This window comes from uncultured Shimia sp., from assembly GCF_913054185.1.
GTDB lineage: Bacteria > Pseudomonadota > Alphaproteobacteria > Rhodobacterales > Rhodobacteraceae > Shimia.
Genome location: NZ_CAJXIV010000029.1, coordinates 1 through 16738, shown reverse-complemented (window position 1 = coordinate 16738; position 16738 = coordinate 1). Strand labels below are relative to the sequence as shown.

The 16738-nt window shown below is 55.6% G+C and carries 19 protein-coding genes; 11 read left to right on the top strand and 8 right to left on the bottom strand.

All coding sequences use genetic code 11. The features are described 5' to 3' along the window. Positions 1 to 9 precede the first annotated feature (9 nt). The 6 genes from QZ517_RS08345 to QZ517_RS08320 all read left to right on the top strand — a co-directional run bounded on the left by QZ517_RS08345 (position 10) and on the right by QZ517_RS08320 (position 3607). The gene (locus QZ517_RS08345) at positions 10 to 894 is read left to right on the top strand and encodes an SPFH domain-containing protein (protein ID WP_294225045.1); all 885 of its coding nucleotides are present in this window, start codon (positions 10 to 12) and stop codon (positions 892 to 894) included. Positions 895 to 897: 3 nt separating this feature from the next. Then, positions 898 to 1173: a hypothetical protein gene (locus QZ517_RS08340; RefSeq protein WP_294225042.1), complete on the top strand. Its 276-nt coding sequence runs from the start codon at positions 898 to 900 to the stop codon at positions 1171 to 1173. Between the two features lie 199 nt (positions 1174 to 1372). Then, positions 1373 to 1747 (top strand): SUF system Fe-S cluster assembly protein, encoded by a 375-nt coding sequence (locus QZ517_RS08335; protein WP_294225036.1) that lies wholly within the window; start codon positions 1373 to 1375, stop codon positions 1745 to 1747. A 28-nt stretch (positions 1748 to 1775) separates the two neighbouring features. Further along, a complete protein-coding gene (locus QZ517_RS08330) occupies positions 1776 to 2174 on the top strand; it encodes an iron-sulfur cluster assembly accessory protein (RefSeq protein WP_294225033.1) in 399 nt (132 codons plus the stop codon). Between the two features lie 70 nt (positions 2175 to 2244). Beyond that, the gene (gene tpiA / locus QZ517_RS08325) at positions 2245 to 2988 is read left to right on the top strand and encodes a triose-phosphate isomerase (RefSeq protein ID WP_294225093.1); all 744 of its coding nucleotides are present in this window, start codon (positions 2245 to 2247) and stop codon (positions 2986 to 2988) included. A gap of 4 nt (positions 2989 to 2992) precedes the next feature. After that, entirely contained in the window at positions 2993 to 3607 is a 615-nt protein-coding gene (locus QZ517_RS08320; RefSeq protein ID WP_294225028.1) for a methyltransferase domain-containing protein, read from the top strand. A gap of 157 nt (positions 3608 to 3764) precedes the next feature. On the opposite strand, the gene QZ517_RS08315 is transcribed toward QZ517_RS08320, so the two are convergent. The 3 genes from QZ517_RS08315 to QZ517_RS08305 form a co-directional block, all read right to left on the bottom strand. After that, positions 3765 to 5144 (bottom strand): TRAP transporter large permease, encoded by a 1380-nt coding sequence (locus QZ517_RS08315; protein WP_294225025.1) that lies wholly within the window; start codon positions 5142 to 5144, stop codon positions 3765 to 3767. Continuing rightward, the gene (locus QZ517_RS08310; protein ID WP_294225018.1) at positions 5144 to 5809 is read right to left on the bottom strand and encodes a TRAP transporter small permease; all 666 of its coding nucleotides are present in this window, start codon (positions 5807 to 5809) and stop codon (positions 5144 to 5146) included. Before QZ517_RS08310 ends, QZ517_RS08315 begins: the two co-directional genes overlap by 1 nt. An 87-nt stretch (positions 5810 to 5896) precedes the next feature. After that, positions 5897 to 6901, bottom strand: a complete 1005-nt coding sequence (locus QZ517_RS08305) for a DctP family TRAP transporter solute-binding subunit (protein WP_294225015.1) — start codon at positions 6899 to 6901, stop codon at positions 5897 to 5899. Between the two features lie 434 nt (positions 6902 to 7335). On the opposite strand from QZ517_RS08305, the gene QZ517_RS08300 reads away from it, so the two are divergent. From QZ517_RS08300 to QZ517_RS08285, 4 genes are all read left to right on the top strand, one after another. Further along, the gene (locus QZ517_RS08300; RefSeq protein ID WP_294225014.1) at positions 7336 to 8433 is read left to right on the top strand and encodes a fatty acid desaturase; all 1098 of its coding nucleotides are present in this window, start codon (positions 7336 to 7338) and stop codon (positions 8431 to 8433) included. A gap of 60 nt (positions 8434 to 8493) precedes the next feature. Further along, the gene (gene pth / locus QZ517_RS08295) at positions 8494 to 9210 is read left to right on the top strand and encodes an aminoacyl-tRNA hydrolase (RefSeq protein WP_294225011.1); all 717 of its coding nucleotides are present in this window, start codon (positions 8494 to 8496) and stop codon (positions 9208 to 9210) included. After that, on the top strand, positions 9207 to 10244 hold the full coding sequence (locus tag QZ517_RS08290; RefSeq protein WP_294225008.1) for a DUF2332 family protein: 1038 nt from the start codon (positions 9207 to 9209) through the stop codon (positions 10242 to 10244). Before pth ends, QZ517_RS08290 begins: the two co-directional genes overlap by 4 nt. 71 nt (positions 10245 to 10315) lie before the next feature. Then, complete coding sequence (locus QZ517_RS08285) at positions 10316 to 11482, top strand: serine hydrolase (protein ID WP_294225005.1); 1167 nt, start codon at positions 10316 to 10318, stop codon at positions 11480 to 11482. 224 nt (positions 11483 to 11706) lie between these two features. Here QZ517_RS08285 and QZ517_RS08280 read toward each other — a convergent pair whose 3' ends face one another. Both QZ517_RS08280 and QZ517_RS08275 read right to left on the bottom strand, forming a co-directional pair. Further along, the gene (locus QZ517_RS08280; RefSeq protein ID WP_294225002.1) at positions 11707 to 13362 is read right to left on the bottom strand and encodes a patatin-like phospholipase family protein; all 1656 of its coding nucleotides are present in this window, start codon (positions 13360 to 13362) and stop codon (positions 11707 to 11709) included. A gap of 107 nt (positions 13363 to 13469) precedes the next feature. Further along, positions 13470 to 14834 carry an FAD-dependent oxidoreductase gene (locus QZ517_RS08275; protein ID WP_294225000.1) on the bottom strand — a complete coding sequence of 455 codons (1365 nt, stop codon included), beginning with the start codon at positions 14832 to 14834 and terminating at the stop codon, positions 13470 to 13472. Between the two features lie 125 nt (positions 14835 to 14959). Between QZ517_RS08275 and QZ517_RS08270 the strand changes: the two genes are divergently transcribed. After that, complete coding sequence (locus QZ517_RS08270) at positions 14960 to 15343, top strand: DUF2237 domain-containing protein (RefSeq protein WP_294224997.1); 384 nt, start codon at positions 14960 to 14962, stop codon at positions 15341 to 15343. Positions 15344 to 15364: 21 nt separating this feature from the next. Here QZ517_RS08270 and QZ517_RS08265 read toward each other — a convergent pair whose 3' ends face one another. The 3 genes from QZ517_RS08265 to QZ517_RS08255 all read right to left on the bottom strand — a co-directional run. Next, entirely contained in the window at positions 15365 to 15856 is a 492-nt protein-coding gene (locus QZ517_RS08265) for a LuxR C-terminal-related transcriptional regulator (RefSeq protein WP_294224994.1), read from the bottom strand. A gap of 36 nt (positions 15857 to 15892) precedes the next feature. Then, complete coding sequence (locus QZ517_RS08260; RefSeq protein WP_294224992.1) at positions 15893 to 16402, bottom strand: hypothetical protein; 510 nt, start codon at positions 16400 to 16402, stop codon at positions 15893 to 15895. 127 nt (positions 16403 to 16529) lie between these two features. After that, positions 16530 to 16738, bottom strand: a 209-nt coding sequence (locus tag QZ517_RS08255; RefSeq protein WP_294224989.1) for a hypothetical protein, incomplete at its 5' end; no start/stop codon positions are given.

Genomic DNA, 16738 nt, shown 5'->3' with positions numbered 1-16738 from the left:
GAGAGCATAATGAACGAAGATCTGATCTTCTCGTTACTATCTGAAAACATCGTGATCCTGCTGGCCGCGGTGTTCCTAATTGTTGTGGTTCTGAAAGGCGTGCGCATCGTGCCGCAATCGGAAAAACATGTGGTGGAACGCTTTGGCCGCCTACACTCGGTGCTTGGGCCTGGCATCAACTTTGTGGTGCCATTTCTGGACGTGGTGCGCCACCAGATCTCCATTCTGGAGCGTCAGCTGCCCAACGCCACCCAAGACGCAATAACCAAAGACAACGTGCTCGTGCAAATCGACACCTCCGTCTTCTACCGCATCCTGGAGCCGGAAAAGACAGTGTACCGCATTCGTGACGTGGACGGCGCCATTTCAACCACCGTGGCCGGCATCGTGCGTGCCAACATTGGTAAAATGGACCTGGATGAGGTGCAGTCCAACCGCGCAAGCCTGATCGATTCCATCCAAGCCAGCGTCGAAACCGCTGTGGACGACTGGGGCATCGAAGTGACCCGCGCCGAAATCCTTGACGTGAACCTCGATCAAGCCACCCGTGACGCCATGTTGCAACAGCTCAACGCCGAACGCGCCCGCCGCGCTCAGGTAACAGAGGCTGAAGGCACAAAACGAGCTGTGGAACTACAAGCTGACGCTGAGCTTTATGCCGCAGAGCAAATCGCCAAGGCCCGCCGCATCAGCGCGGATGCCGAAGCCTACGCCACCGAGGTGGTTGCCAAAGCGATCAAGGAAAATGGCATTGAAGCAGCACAATACCAAGTGGCTTTGAAACAGGTCGAGGCCCTCAATGCACTTGGCAACGGTGATGGCAAACAAACCATTATCCTTCCCGCCGCAGCGCTCGAGGCCTTTGGTGACGCCTTCAAACTGTTGAAAGGGTAAAACATGGCAGACCTTCTGACAATCTGGTGGGTCTGGCTTGCGGCAGCGCTGGTGCTGGCCATCCTCGAGGTGCTGGCACCCGGCTTCATCTTCCTTGGCTTCGCTATCGGCGCAGCCGTGGTCGGTGTTGCCCTGCTTGGCCCGCTACAACTCCTGTCCGTGCCCATGATCCTTTTGGTGTTTGCCGCGCTGAGCCTCATCGCATGGCTGGTTTTGCGCCGTGTGTTTGCCTTGCCCAAGGGCCAGGTCAAAACCTTCAACCACGACATCAACGACTGACTTTTTATGCGGGGCTTTCGGGCCCCGCTTCCGTTGTTACGAGGTCTGCAATGGACCGTCCCAAGCCCCAATTCCCACCTCCGCAAAACAGCCGCGATACCGACGCGAAACAGATGCGCCAATTTCACCCAGTCCCACCTCTGGACGTGGCCTGCAAGTTTTCCTATATGAAAAGCTCAGGAATATTGCAGGACACAGCATGACACAGGCCCCCGATCCAAGCTCCGATCCCGTAGAAGGCACTCCGCTAATCGCGCCTTCCAGCGTGGATCACCCTTTGCATGAGCAGCTCGTAGAGGCCTGCCGTAGCGTTTATGATCCGGAAATTCCGGTCAATATCTACGACCTCGGCCTGATCTACACCATTGAGATCAACGCAGAAAACGACGTAAACGTGACCATGTCTCTGACCGCGCCGGGTTGCCCTGTCGCAGGTGAAATGCCAGGCTGGGTACAAGAAGCCATTGCTGGTGTTGGCGGCGTGCGCACCGTCGAAGTGGCGCTGGTTTGGCAGCCGCCTTGGGGCATGGAAATGATGAGCGACGAAGCTCGCCTTGAGTTGGGCTTTATGTAACCTTTCAATAGGTTAGAAAGGAAAGTCGATGTTTGGCATTCCCGGAAAACAAGCATTGTCTATGACACCTGCGGCGATCAAACAGATCGCCCGGCTGATGGACAAAGAGGGCCACGCTGGCCTGCGCATTGGCGTGAAAAAAGGCGGTTGTGCAGGCATGGAATATACCATGGACTACGTGACCGACCGTGATCCGCATGACGAAATTGTTGAAAAAGACGGCGCCGTTGTGATGATTGCCCCCATGGCGCAAATGTTCCTGTTTGGCACCGAAATTGACTATGAGGTTTCGCTTCTGGAAAGCGGCTTTAAGTTCAACAATCCCAATGTGGCAGATGCTTGTGGCTGTGGCGAATCCATCAAATTCAAAGACATGGACGAGCTTGCGGAACAAGTTGCGGCTAACGGCGCACCAAAATTAACCTGACGGCCTTGACCTAAGCCCTCTGCCCCCGCATGACTTTGCCAACCAACACAATTTATTGAAGGGGCACATGATGCGACGCAAGCTGGCAGCAGGCAATTGGAAAATGAACGGCACCGCCGCCGCTTTGGCGGAGCTTCAGGCGCTCGCTGCACTTTCCACATCAGACAGCACCGACATCCTCATCTGCCCTCCATCCACACTGATCTCTCGCGCCAAAGACGTGGCCGGAAATGTCGCCATCGGCGGGCAGGACTGCCATGCCAGCACCAGCGGTGCTCACACTGGTGACGTCGCTGCTGACATGCTGAAAGATGCCGGTGCCTCCCATGTGATCCTCGGCCATTCTGAGCGCCGCCAAGACCATAACGAGCGCGACGAAGACGTGCGTACCAAAGCGAAAACCGCCTGGGATGCCAGCCTTATCACTGTGATCTGCGTTGGCGAAAGCCTGTCTGAACGCGAAGCCGACAACACGCTGGACATCATCGGTGGCCAGCTGGCGGGCTCCATCCCAGACGGTGCAACCGGTGAAAACCTGGTTGTCGCGTATGAACCGATCTGGGCGATTGGCACTGGTAAAGTCCCCACCATGAGCCAAATTGGCGAGGTCCACGACTTCATGCGCATGCGTCTGGAGCGCCGTTTTGGCGAAGGCGTGGGTCGTACTGTGCCGCTGCTCTATGGCGGTTCTGTAAAACCCAACAACGCCGAAGAGATTTTTGCTGTATCAAACGTCGACGGCGCACTTGTTGGTGGCGCAAGTCTGAAAGCCAGCGACTTTAGCGCTATCATCACCGCGCTCGACGCCGCATAGTCACATGGCCAAAGCGTCGCTCTCTTCGCTTTATGCCCGGTTCTCACACCGCTGGCACAGCGATATCACGCGCCTTGGCTACCCCGCCGCCTATGACGACCTCATCGCGGCCCTTCCTGCGACGGCAATCAAGCCAACCGTTCTGGACGCAGGCTGCGGCACCGGCGCGCTGGCACAGGCATGGCTCAAAACCAACCAACCTCACAACGCCCTACACATGCTTGACAGTTCCGACGAGATGCTGACCCAAGCCCGCAGAATCTTCGCCTCTGTGCCCAACACAATTTTTCACCAAAATATCCTCGGCAGCACCGCCATTCCTCAAGACCACTGCGACCTCCTGCTCTCGGCCCATGTGATCGAACACCTCGACGCGCCCCAAGACGGCCTCAGCTGGTTTGCCAGCCGCCTGCGCACTGGTGGTCAAATCGCCCTCTCGATCAGCAAACCCCACTGGTGCACGGCGCTGGTGCGTTGGCGCTGGGGACACAAGGCCTTCGCCCCCCACCAAGTCCACAAGATGCTCACCGCCACAGGCTTCACCAACATCCAGACCGTGCCTTTCTCCAAAGGCCCACCCAGCCGCACAAGCTGCGGCTACATCGCCACGCGCGCCTGAGCCCAATCGTTTGGCGCATTCAGGGCACACCAGCCCTGAACCGCTTCTCAGCAATTTCCCTTCTACGCTCCACAAAAAGAAACGACGCCCCAATTTGGAACGTCGCCTCTCATCTCATCGAATAAGCTCACGGAAGCGCACCGCTCACTCACCTGTGCTATTTGGTGATGATTTCAGGCCCCATGAAGGTATTCGGCAAATATGTCGAAATCCAAGGGATGTAGGTCACCATAATCAGGAAGACAAAGAGCACTGCGAGGAACGGCAGCGCCGCACGCACAACACTCATCATCGGCATGCCCGCCACACCCGAGGTCACAAACAAGTTGAGACCCACCGGCGGTGTGATCATCCCAATCTCCATGTTCACCACCATGATGATGCCCAGGTGGATTGGATCGATGCCCAGCTCAATGGCAATCGGGAACACCAGCGGCGCCACAATCACCAACAAACCTGATGGCTCCATAAACTGACCGCCAATCAGCAGGATCACGTTCACCACAATCAGGAACATCACCGGACCAAAGCCCGCGTTCAACATTGCACCGGCAATCTGTTGCGGTACTTGCTGTTCGGTCAGCACGTGTTTCAAGATCAGCGCGTTGGCGATCACAAACAGCAGCGTGATGGTCAACTTACCCGCCTCAAACAGCGTGTGTTTGGTGTCGCCATGCACAAAAGCCGTGATCAGAGCATAAGGTTTCTTGAACAACGAGACCTTATGCCCGCCGTTGTTGTCTGCGGCCAATGGCCCCATGTCTTTGTATACAAAGCAGGCAATCAGGAAAGCATAGACCGCCGCAACAGCTGCCGCCTCGGTGGGCGTGAACACACCGCCGTAGATACCACCCAAAATGATCACAATCAGGAACAGACCAAAGCCTGCGTCACGTCCGGACTGAAGGATTTCCCCCCAGCCCAGCCATTCCCCTTTTGGCAGGTTTTTGACTTTCGCCATCACATAGATGGTGATCATCAGCATCAGGCCCGCCATCAGGCCTGGAATAACCCCGGCCAGGAACATCCGACCCACGGAGACTTCTACAGCCGCCGCATACACCACCATCACGATGGACGGCGGGATCAGGATTCCCAGTGTGCCCGCGTTACAAATCACACCCGCAGCAAACTCCTTGGAGTAACCTACCTGACGCATACCCGCGATCACGATGGAACCGATGGCCACAACCGTTGCAGGCGAAGAGCCAGACAATGCCGCAAACATCATACAGGCAAACACACCCGCAATCGCCAATCCACCCGGCAAGTGCCCCACACAAGCGATGGAGAAGCGGATGATCCGCCGCGCCACACCACCTGTGGTCATGAAGCTCGACGCCAGAATGAAGAACGGGATCGCCAACAGGGTGAAATGGCCTTCAAAGGCTTCAAACAACGTGCCCGCAACAGAGGCCAAAGTGGCGTCCGAGAAAAACAGCAGGAATAGTATCGAGCTGAGGCCAAGGGACACCGCAATCGGCACACCGATCAGCAAGAGGCCAATGACCATGGAGAATAGTAGGACAACAGCCATCAGTCGTGCTCCCCTTGAAGTGCACGCACTTCTTCAATTTCGTCTTCAACCTCGTGGCTTGCCACCAGACGGTCGGTCTGTCCGCGGAATATCTGCATAGAGGCCTGAATAAAGCGATAGGTCAGCAACAGCATACCAATCGGCAGCACGATATAGGGCACCACCTTGGGCAATTTTTCATACTCATCGCCGTAGTTGATCAGGTCTTCGAGGAACTGGAACGCGCCAATCATCGGCACATCCTGCACTTCATAGAAGGACTGGCTGCGGAATTTCTCGGCAAAACCTGTTGGGAACCAACGCCCGGAAGTTGGCGGTAGGTCGGCAAAAACTGCCCAGTAGTCGTAGGCACCTTTGAGCATCAGCACTGCATAGGCCAGACAGGCCGCCGCCGCGATCAGACCAATGATGCGCGCCGCCGTCGGGCTCACCATATTGATGATCACGTCCACGCCAAGGTGTGCATGTTTTTTGACCGCATAAGAGGCGCCCAGAAGCACCAGCCAGGCAAATAGGAAAACGGTCGCTTCCAGAGCCCATAGAATGTTGGAGTTAAAACCGAACCGGGCAATCACATTGGCAAAGGTAATCAATGTCATCATGCCCAGAAAAAACGCGATCAGCGTTTCTTCAATCCGGTCCACAAAGGTATGCTTGGTTTGCATTGTCCCGCGTCCCGTGAGTGTTTGTTTGCAAAACGGGCGGGCCTTTTGCGGCCCGCCCGCTCCAAAATTTAGACTTAAGTCAGAGACTTACATGGAGGCGTTGATCGCCTGTGCTGCGTCGATGTTTTCCTGACCTACGTCGTCGGAGAACTTCTCCCAAACCGGCTTCATGGTGTTGACCCATTCGTCACGTGCTGCGGCATCCAAAGTACGGATGGTGCCGCCGGCATCGATGATCGACTGTTTTGCTGCCTGGTTCACCGCATAAGATTCCGCGTTGCGCACGTGGGTCACTTCTTGGAAGATGGTGATGAACTGCGTGCGTACATCTTCTGGCAGGCTATCCAGCCAGTCCACAGAGGCCACAACCAGATAGTCCAGAATGCCGTGGTTGGTTTCGGTCACGCCGTCCTGCACTTCGAAGAACTTCTTGCCGTAGATGTTGGACCAAGTATTTTCCTGACCGTCTACAACACCCTGCTGCAGCGCGCCGTATACTTCGGAGAACGCCATCTTCTGCGGGGAACCACCCATGGCTTCCATCTGCGCAACCAGCACATCAGAGGATTGAACCCGGAATTTCAGGCCGTTTGCGTCGGTCGGCACATTCAAAGGCACATTTGCAGACATCTGCTTCATGCCGTTGTGCCAGTAGCCCAGGCCTTGCAGGCCACGGCGCTGCATGCTGTTCAGAAGATCCTGACCGTTGTCAGACGCTTGGAACGCATCCACTGCATTCACGTCTTTGAACATGAACGGCAGGTCAAACAGGCGGAACTGTTTGGTGAACTTTTCAAATTTGGACAGGGACGGCGCAGCCAACTGAACATCGCCCTGCAGCATCGCTTCCAGAACCTTGTTGTCGTTGTAAAGCGTGGAGTTTGGGAAAACTTCCATGCACATCACGCCGTTCATCTCCTCGTTCACGCGCTTTTCCAGCAGTGACGCAGCAATCCCTTTTGGGTGCTTGTCAGTGTTGGTCACGTGGCTGAACTTCACAACAATCTCGCCCGCGTCGCAGGCTGCGGATGCAAAGCTTGCACCGGTCACGGTCAGCGCCAACGCGGTGGCGGCGGTGGTCAAAAATTTCATGTCGTTTCCTCCCAGGAACAATCAGTCTTCCTCCAACGCCCCAATTGGGACGTCTGATGACAAAACTGTGACTGTCGGCGGAAGCCCGCTCAACTGTTTCTTTATGTTTGCCCGTCTGATCATTTTTTTTTGTTTGTTTGCAGAATGTTACAACAAAAAACAAACCACCTCGCGCACGTCTCCAAACTCGGTCCGTGCGATTTCCCGCACTGGCCAATTGCGACTTGTGCGGAAATCCGCACACCGACTCTCCTCGCCGCTTGAGAGTCTTTTACACGGCTCATGCCCAAAGCTTGAGCCTGAGCGGCACTGCCCCCGGCACATCTGCGATGGGCCTACGTGGGTACATTTACGGTAAGAAGAAGCAGAAACATTGACCGGCCTGACACAGCGCGTCAGGGTGATCCTGTCTGTTTTGAGTATTGTCTAGCGCCATGAGTTCCACGTCAAAAGCTTCTCGCCCCCAAGGCATTTCTCCGCAATCCCGTCGCCATAACGAGATGCGCAAATTGGCTTTGACCGCCCATCCGGAACTGGCTGATCTTGCTGGCACACAACCGCTGACCGCATTTGCCTTGCCTCTGCTGCTCGCCGTGCATTGGAGCATCGCGTGGCTGGTGTCTGACCAACCACTGTGGGTGATCGGCCTCACCGCCTTTCTAATAGGACAATTGACCTACCATTCCGCCGCCAGCCTCATTCACGAAACCTGCCATAAACTGGTGTTCCGCGATCCCGGCCCAAAGCTGGCGTTTGACCTTGGGTTGGAATTCATTCTGACTTCCTACGGCAAGCAGCTCACCTATCAACATCAGCACGTCACCAGCCACCATCCCTTTGTGGGTGACTATGATAACGACTACGAACACGAAGACCTCTGCGCCTTACAGGCCCGCGTTGCCATTGGCCGCACTCACCCCGTGCTGCAAAAATTGCTCACCGCGTTGACGCTGTTCCTGCACGCCCTCCCCCTTGGCTCCGTCTTTATCGCTGACAAAATCCTGCCGCCGCTCTACGCCAAAGCCTCCGGTCGCCCAATACGTGACCCCCAACCTCGTTTCACCGGAACGTCGGCAAGCGCCTCCGAAATGCGCCCCTACATCGTAGTCTCCGCTTTCTCCAACATCACAATGCTGGTCATTTTGGATCCATGGGCCCTGCTCTACCACCTGTGGTCTCTGTCGTTTTTTCTCGGAAAACTGGGCATTTCCAACCTTGGACAATCCCTGAGCGAGCACCCGGGCGATGACGATGTGAACCCTACCCGCTCCTGCTACGGCCCCATAAACTGGCTGCTGTTCAACACCGGCTACCACAACGAGCACCACTCTTTCCCAAATGTTCCCTGGTCACGCTTGCCCACTCTACATCGCACCGCGCCGGAGGTGTTTCATGCCGAAGCCGAGCGCAGCTACCTTGGGGCATGGTGGGACCATGTGCGCCGAGATTTTACCGCCTCGCGCCGCCTAAAACTGCATGACAAAGATCATCTCACACGTTGCAAGGGCGAAAGCCGCACCCCCGCCGAGTGATTTGCCTCTCCGCATTAGCAAAGCTATATTGCGCCGCAGAAACTTACGCGAGCAGACCACATGAAACTCTTTGTTGGCCTTGGCAACCCAGGCTCCAAATACGCGCAGAACCGCCACAACATCGGCTTTATGGCGCTCGACCAGATTGCCTCTGATCACGGCTTTGCCCCCTTCAAAGGCAAATTCCAGGGCGCACTGACCGAAGGCCGTTTGGGCCGCGAAAAGGTGCTGTTGCTCAAGCCAGAAACCTTCATGAACCTGTCGGGTCAATCGGTGGGTGAGGCCATGCGGTTTTACAAACTCTCGCCTGAGGACGTGGTGGTGTTTCATGATGAGCTTGATCTCAAACCCGGCAAGCTGAAGTACAAAATGGGCGGCGGTCACGCCGGTCACAATGGCCTGCGCTCGATCCATCAACACATTGGCGAAACATACGGCCGTGTCCGCATGGGCGTTGGCCACCCCGGTCGCAAGGACTTGGTAAGTCACTACGTGCTGCACGACTTCCATAAAATGGATCAGGACTGGCTCGATGACATGTTGCGAGGCATTTCGGATGGCGCGGCACATCTTGCCGACGGCGATACCGCCAAATTCTCCAACGCGGTCGCGATGCGCCTCAACCCGCCGCGCCCGTCCACCGGCAAGGCCAATCCAAACACCAAAGACAAACCCGGCAAAACAGGTGACAAACCTCAAGCCAGCCCTGCTGCCCCCCCGCAGCCCGCAGAGGATACTCGCAACCCCCTGCAAAAACTCATGGATAAGTTCTCTTGAGCACCCTTCGCGCTGCATTTCTGTCACAAGCGGACAGCTGCGAGGCGTTGGAAAGCCCCTTCATGGGGCGCCTCTTACGCCTTCTGGCTGACCACTGGCCAAAGGACACGGCCCTCGCGGCAAAATGTGACACGTTTGTGGGGGACATCGATTCCAAAGGCCACAGCCTGCCCCTGCGCATCGCCGGCGGCCTACACGCTTTGGCGCTGCAAGGAAAAGACGCGGGCCTCACTACTGTCTACCCGCCCAACCAAACCAGCAACGAGGCTCTGCTAGAGGCCACTCTTAAAGCCCTACATACACATGGCGCCTTTCTCACCGATTGGATCACCCACGCGCCGCAAACCAACGAGGTGCGCCGCTCTGCCGTGTTGATCGCCACCGCCCATCTTCTAGCCGATCGCTTTGGCTTACCGATCAAACTTTCCGAATTGGGCGCTTCTGCAGGTCTGAACCTGATGTTTGATCAATTTCACCTGGCTATTGGCGAAGGCTATGGACCGCAAAGCACGGTGACGCTCTCTCCCAAATGGAGCGGCCCTTTCCCACCGCGTACAGAGCTGACGGTCTCAAACCGCCGTGGGGTGGACCTCAACCCGCTCAACAGCGCTGATCCCGAGGACGCCCTGCGTCTGCAGAGTTATCTCTGGGCTGATCAAGAAGAACGCCTTCACCGCACCCAAGCCGCAATCGCGCTCAACACCGCTGAACTGGACCAAGACGACGCCATCACTTGGTTACAGGGCCGTATTTCCGCACCCGATGCCAATGAACTGCACATGGTCTACTCCACCGTCGCCTGGCAGTACTTTCCACCGGACCGCCAAAAACACGGCACGACCCTGTTGGAGACTGCCGGCGCACAAGCCACAGAAAACACCCCACTCGCGTGGCTGTCTTACGAGGCTGATGACAACCCCCACGGCGCCGCGCTCACCCTGCGCCTCTGGCCAGGCAACCACACACTCAATCTGGGCCGCGCCGACTTCCACGGCCGCTGGGTGGACTGGCAGGTCCCTGCCAAGCTCCCCTAACGTCACCGTTGCTGCCCACCACCGCTTAATGCTCAACTCCGTCCAACAAAATTAGGGAGGGGACCCCACTCATGCGCACCTTTGGAAAATGGCTTGGCCGCATTTTTTTGATGCTGATCCTGGCCGCGCTTTCGATCTATGCACTCAAACGCGAGGAAATCACCCGCCTTCTGGCGGTAAATTCTTTGTTTTCAGAGGAGAAGATTATCTCCAACTTCTCCAACATGGACACGTTGTTCCTTTCCACGGAAATCGCCAAAGGCGAAACCCCGGTCAGCGCCCTAGCCAACGGCACCGACATGACCATGCCCGCCAGCTTTGATGCCTGGGCAAAGGACCGCACCGTGACCGGCATGGTGGTGCTCAAAGACGGGCAAAAAGTGCACGAAAGTTACTATCAAGACACCAATCCGGATGACCTGCGGATCAGCTGGTCGGTGGCCAAATCCTACCTATCGTCCTTGATGGGCATTGTGGTTTCCGAAGGCCTGATCAACATCAACGAACAGGTCACCACCTATGTGCCGCTGCTCAAAGGCACAGCTTATGACGGCGCCACCGTGTTAAACGTGTTGCAAATGTCTTCGGGTGTGACCTTTGACGAGGACTATCTGGATTTCAACAGCGATATCAATCGCATGGGCCGCGTCCTTGCCATGGGCGGCACGATGGACGGCTTTGCCGCAGGTCTAACGGAAACCTTCGTGGAACCCGGCAAACAGTTCCAATACGTGTCCATCGACACCCATGTGTTGGGCATGGTCATACGTGGTGCGACAGGCCGGTCGATCCCCGATTTGCTGTCCGAAAAGATCATCTCCAAACTGGGGTATGAGCAAAGCCCGCTTTATGTCACCGATGGCGAAGGCGTGGCCTTTGTGCTTGGCGGCCTCAACATCCGCACGCGGGATTATTCCCGCTTTGGCCAGATGATCCTGCAAAACGGCGCATACAACGGCACCCAAGTGGTCCCTGCGGATTGGCTCGCCGCTGCCACAGTGCCCAGCGCCAACACCAAGGAAGGCAAGCTGCACTACGGCTACCAATGGTGGATGCCCAAAGACCCGCGCGAGGGCGAGTTCTTCGGCATCGGAGTTTACGGCCAATACATCTATATCAACCGCCCCCACGGTGTGGTGATCGCGGTGAACTCCGCCGACCGCAAGTTCAAGGACAGCGGCGTGACTGATGGCAACATCGCCCTCTTCCGCAAAATCGCTGAAACAGCGGGCGGCTAACAATACGCAACCGATTCGCATAACCGATGCTGCGAGACAGGCCTAATCCAACGACCGTCCTTACCAGCAATCCTATAGTATTTCTCGGTTCTTAAAACGAAGGAGGCGCCACCTCGAGCGCCTCCTTCAGTTTTTTATGGTTCACAATGCGACGTCGTCAATGCCAATGCGCATGTTGCCTCCATTTTTCTACTCGGCACAACATTTTGTGCCCTTACATAGTATCAAGACCGCTTAATAAAGTCGACTTGGAACTTCTTTTGCGGCTCGAGGTTAGCGAATACTCGCCCGATCATCTCAAATTCTGAGGGCTTGTTAATACGCCAGTCCGCCAACGCTTGTGGCTCAACAACAGTACACCCCTCAACTTCAGATTTTCTTGACGCTAGAGCGTCAATTTGGCCAAAGTTGGACGGATATAATAGCAAGATGGCGGCCTCTTTTGCAACAACATGGTGCCGATGCTGAAAATTCACGTAGTCGCAATTCTTCTCTAATAGTTCACTTACACCAATTTCATGATGATTAACGGATCGAATCCGCAATCGGCGCCCCGCCAGATCGTCCGGTCTCTTACCTTCGAAGAACAGCATTGTTACGCCAGGTGACCCAAACGCTTCGTCAGGAGTGTCCACCGGAATGGGAATAACAGATAGAGGTTCATCCTCCTCTTTTTCCTCCCCCAGCAAAGTTGCGTGAAAAATTGTTGGCACCTGTACGCCTTTGTATTTAGGAGCAAAACTACGGAAACACGCCAACCCATCTGCGCCAATCTTCAGAACCGCTTCTCTCTCCACGCGGTCATAAGAACGGACGCCGCGGACTGATTGGTTCAAACAATCGGCTCTAACCACATGCACCAGCCTTTCAAGCTCATATGACTGTTGCGAAAACAAATTTTCGTAGATCTTAAACAAGTTTTTGCGGAAATACGGTGCCGTTGGCGAAGTGGTTAGAACGGCAGAAGATGTCGCATCCTTCGGAGTCATATCAAGAAATTCGGAGAGGCGTTGCCGATAACGTTCCCTCCGTCTCTCCCACCAATCATCATTCACGAGATTTGCAAAGCCTTTGTGAACTTCATGGATTTCGATTTCACTTTCGACATCAATTACCAAGGAATCTCCATCTTCCATTTTGGCCCGAACAACCTGGTTGTTGATCGCGGTAGAAAACAACCGACTTGCGAATGAAATTGGGTTTCTGGGCAACGATGAAGCGCTGGATCTGTCTTTAGGACAGACCATTATCTTCTGCCCCTCCTCGTTGCTGTCCATAAATGCACTAGTGGGCAGGTTTTCGGTCAGCCCCCCATCAATCAATTGATTCTCACGCAACTGACGATAGTTTTTGACAGCAAAGGGAAAGGCACAAGAATTTACCACGGCATCGACCAAATCCCCATCTTCGACGAATTCTCCAGCACCTTTGCCTAGGTCGGCCACCGAAACATACAATTTGGCGCGCTGAGAAGAGTTATTTAGCGTTTCCCAAAAATCGGGATCATCCGAAAAATCTTCAACACTCTTTGCAAAAAGGGTAGCAATGAACTTCCGGAATTTGGTCGGCTTCACCAACGGCCACCCCAACGCTATTTGCGAAACAGCAACCGCATTCTGTACTTTTGTCGACGTCTCCCTCGAAAAATGCGAAGAGGTCTCGAGAAGCAATTGTTCGCCGTTCTTTTTGGCAAAGGCCCGCAGTCCGCCAATATCAGCCTGAATCGCCAACAAACTCGCACAAATTGCGCCTGCCGAGCTTCCAGATACTCTTGTAATCTCGATGATCCCACTTTCTTCCAACTCTCGAAGAACGGACACAACGGGCAACATGTCCACAAAACGCGCACCGCCGCCCTGAAACGCAATTTGTACCTTCAAAAAACACCCCACGATCAAATAAGATGCAGCGGATCACAAAATCCATCACTTTGCAATGTTCACGACCCGAGTGTGGCTAAAAACCAGTTTGCAACGCGATCAATCGCCTAATGCACCCGCGCGCCCTGCCGGACCAACTCACTCTGGATATCCGCGATATTCAGAGTATCCAGCGCCCGTCCTTGCTGCACACTCAACGCCGCCGCCACGCCAGCCCCCTGCCCGATCACAGCACAGCACGCCATATTGCGCGTCGCCGCATGGGCCACCTTGTGCCCCGCCGTGGCACGCCCAGACACCAGCAGGTTCTTCACGCCCTGAGGCAGCAGATTACGATATGGCACCTCAAAATACCGCCCCGTGGTGGGCAGGATCAGAATGCCGTAGCCGTCAATAAACTCAGGGAAAATCCCGATACTGTCCTCAAACCGCCCCTGCTCGCGCACATCCATCTCGGTCATGCGGTAGGCCGTATCCACCTTGCGCGTATCGCGAATGCCCAGGCTCATGCCAAAGTTCCGCAAGCGCGCATTCTCGCAACCCGGCATGAAGTGTTTGAGCGCCTCAATCGCCAGCATCGCCTGCTTGCGGCCCTCGATTTCCCCCGCGGTCAAACTGTCCGGATCGGTGCCGTCTATCCCCGCCAGATGCACAAGGTTCATATAGGTCATCTCGCCACTGTCATGCACCGCACCCCAGGTGCCCGCAATTGTGTTGAGATGTGGCGGGATCAGCCCGGCCTTGATGGCCTGCGCAAACGGCTTGTGCAGAAACGGTGAGAACATCTCATCCTCTTTGCCAGAGGTCTCGATGTTCCACTCGCCGCCTCCACCCCAATCCGCATAGGTCTGTGGATCGGCTTTCACACCTTCCATAAAGGCCTTTTTATCCACGCCAGCGAGATGAAACATCACCGAGGCCGCCATCAGATCCTCACGCGGGGCCATCTGACACGGCACACCTGCCCGATGCGCAATATCCGCATCACCCGTGGCATCTATCACCACTTTCGCCAATATGGCTTCGCGTCCCGCCTTAGATTCCGTGATGATGCCTTTGATTTCATCCCCGTCCATGATCGGCGCCACAAAAGCCCGGTGCAACATCGGGTGAATGCCCGCTTTCTCCACCATGTGATCGGCCACCAGTTTGAACCCTTCACTGTCGATTTCATAGCTCAGCGACTGACTCTCCGGCACTGCCGCGCCTGCCTCTTTGGCGGCGTCCTCAAACTCCTTGGGAATACCCATGCTTTCCACGGTTTGCTCGTGCCGATACCAATGCATACCTTCCACACCCACGGTGGTGATGCTGCCGCCAAAACAGCCAAACCGCTCCACCAGCGTAACCTCCACGCCCGCCCTTGCAGCCGCCAAAGCCGCTGACAAGCCACCGGGACCGGAGCCCACAACCAACACCTCGGTTTCGTGGATCACATCAATCTGGCGGGCGGGTTCAAGAATCTGTTTCATGCGCCCATGCTTAGCTGCGCACCGCGAGGGGTCAATCCAAACCTGAATGGCCATTTAAGTTTTTCCGGTCCATCACGACGTCAACACCGTTGCTTGCTGCAATCGCCCTATGCCAAAGTCGGGACATGGTAGAAAAAGACAGCTCTGTGAATGTTCTGGGCGGCACGCTCGCCTCTTGTTCCACCGAACCTTTGACCGGTTTTTTCCGCGACGGGGCCTGCAACACCTGTGATCAGGACCAAGGCAGCCACACCGTCTGCGCCGTCATGACCGCCGAATTTCTCGCTTACTCCAAATATGTTGGCAACGATCTCTCAACTCCACGGCCAAACTTCAATTTTGTTGGCCTGAAATCGGGGGATTCCTGGTGCCTCTGCGCCGCTCGCTTCCTGCAGGCCCACGACGAAGGCTGCGCTCCCAAAGTCAACCTTGCCGCAACCCATATGCGCGCTTTGGACATTGTGCCCTTGCGGGTCTTGCAAGAGCACGATGTCAGCCAAACCAGCTGATCCGCGCCTCTGATCAACACACTAACCGTCGACATCTTCCGCCAACAGGTCTTCCAAAAACAAGCTAAGAAGCTGTGTTCGTCCGCTGACCCCTGCTTTGCGGTAAATCGCATTGCTTTGAGCTTTCACGGTGCCGTCAGATGTGTTGCGCAACGCCGCAATCTCCTGAATCGACATACCTTTTATGGTGAACAACGCCACGTCCCGCTCCGCCGGCGTCAGCGACCACGCCTGAAACGTCGCCTCCAGATGCTCCCGAAACGCACTCTGAACCCCACGTAGACTTTCCTCCACCTGTGCCTTCTGCGCCAGTGTCCGCCGCAGCGCCAGCCAGCCCAGAACAACACCCAGCAACAGCCCCAAAGCGGCGCCAATTTCCAGTAACTCACGGGTTTGCCAACTTATTGGAGACGACCGCGCCCCAACAACTGTCAGCGTGATGTCCGCAACAAAGAAAAACGCACAAGCCCCCTGCAAGGCCACCAACGCAAAAAGAAGAAACGGCCGGTTCACGCAGCCGACCTCATGAGTACGGCACGACCACGAATTTTAGTCATCATCATCATCATCATCGTCATCGTCGCCGTCGTCATCATCGTCGTTATCGTCATCGTCGTCGTTATCATCGTCATCGCCGCCGTGGTCGTCATCATCACGGTCGTCGCCATCGTCGCGATCCTCGTCATCATCATCGTCATGATCGTCGTCGCGGTCATCTTCTTCTCTGTCCCGCCGGTTCTCCGCGCGATCTTCTTTGTCGCCTTCTTCGCGCATGCCCCCGCCCAGCAGCCAGCCACCGCTGCCAGTGGAGTCTTCATCCCAGTAATCTCGCAGAATTTCGCCGGTCCGTGGATTGAAAATAATCTCCCGTTCCCGCCCTTCACGCAGCGCCTCAACCCGCACACGCCCAAGAAAGGTGCGAGACACCTTGATCTGGCCAAAGCCCTGATCAGAAAGTTGGCGTGTGATCGCGTCCACACGGCCATCCGCCAGGGCTGGAGTGGCCAGGCAAGTGCTCACCACAGCAAGCACGGAAAGCGTTTTGACCAATTTTTTCATGCATTTAATCCAACAAAAACCGGCGCCAACCAAAGCCAGCGCCGGTGGGTTGCGGTTATGGTCCCTCTTAATTCTCTATCACGAAGTCCCATAACAATCACGCCGCAATCAGACCAAAAGCCCGGTTTTAGTCGTCATCTTCTTCGTCGTCTTCGGCATCATCATCGTCATCATCGTCGTCGTCATCTTCGTCATCATCATCGTCTTCGTCATCATCATCGTCATCGTCATCACTGCCGTGATCATCGCTTTCGTCTTCTTCGTTATCGTCTTCTTCGTTTTCGTCGTCATGATCATCATCATCGTCGTCGTCATCATCGTTATCGTCGTGATCAT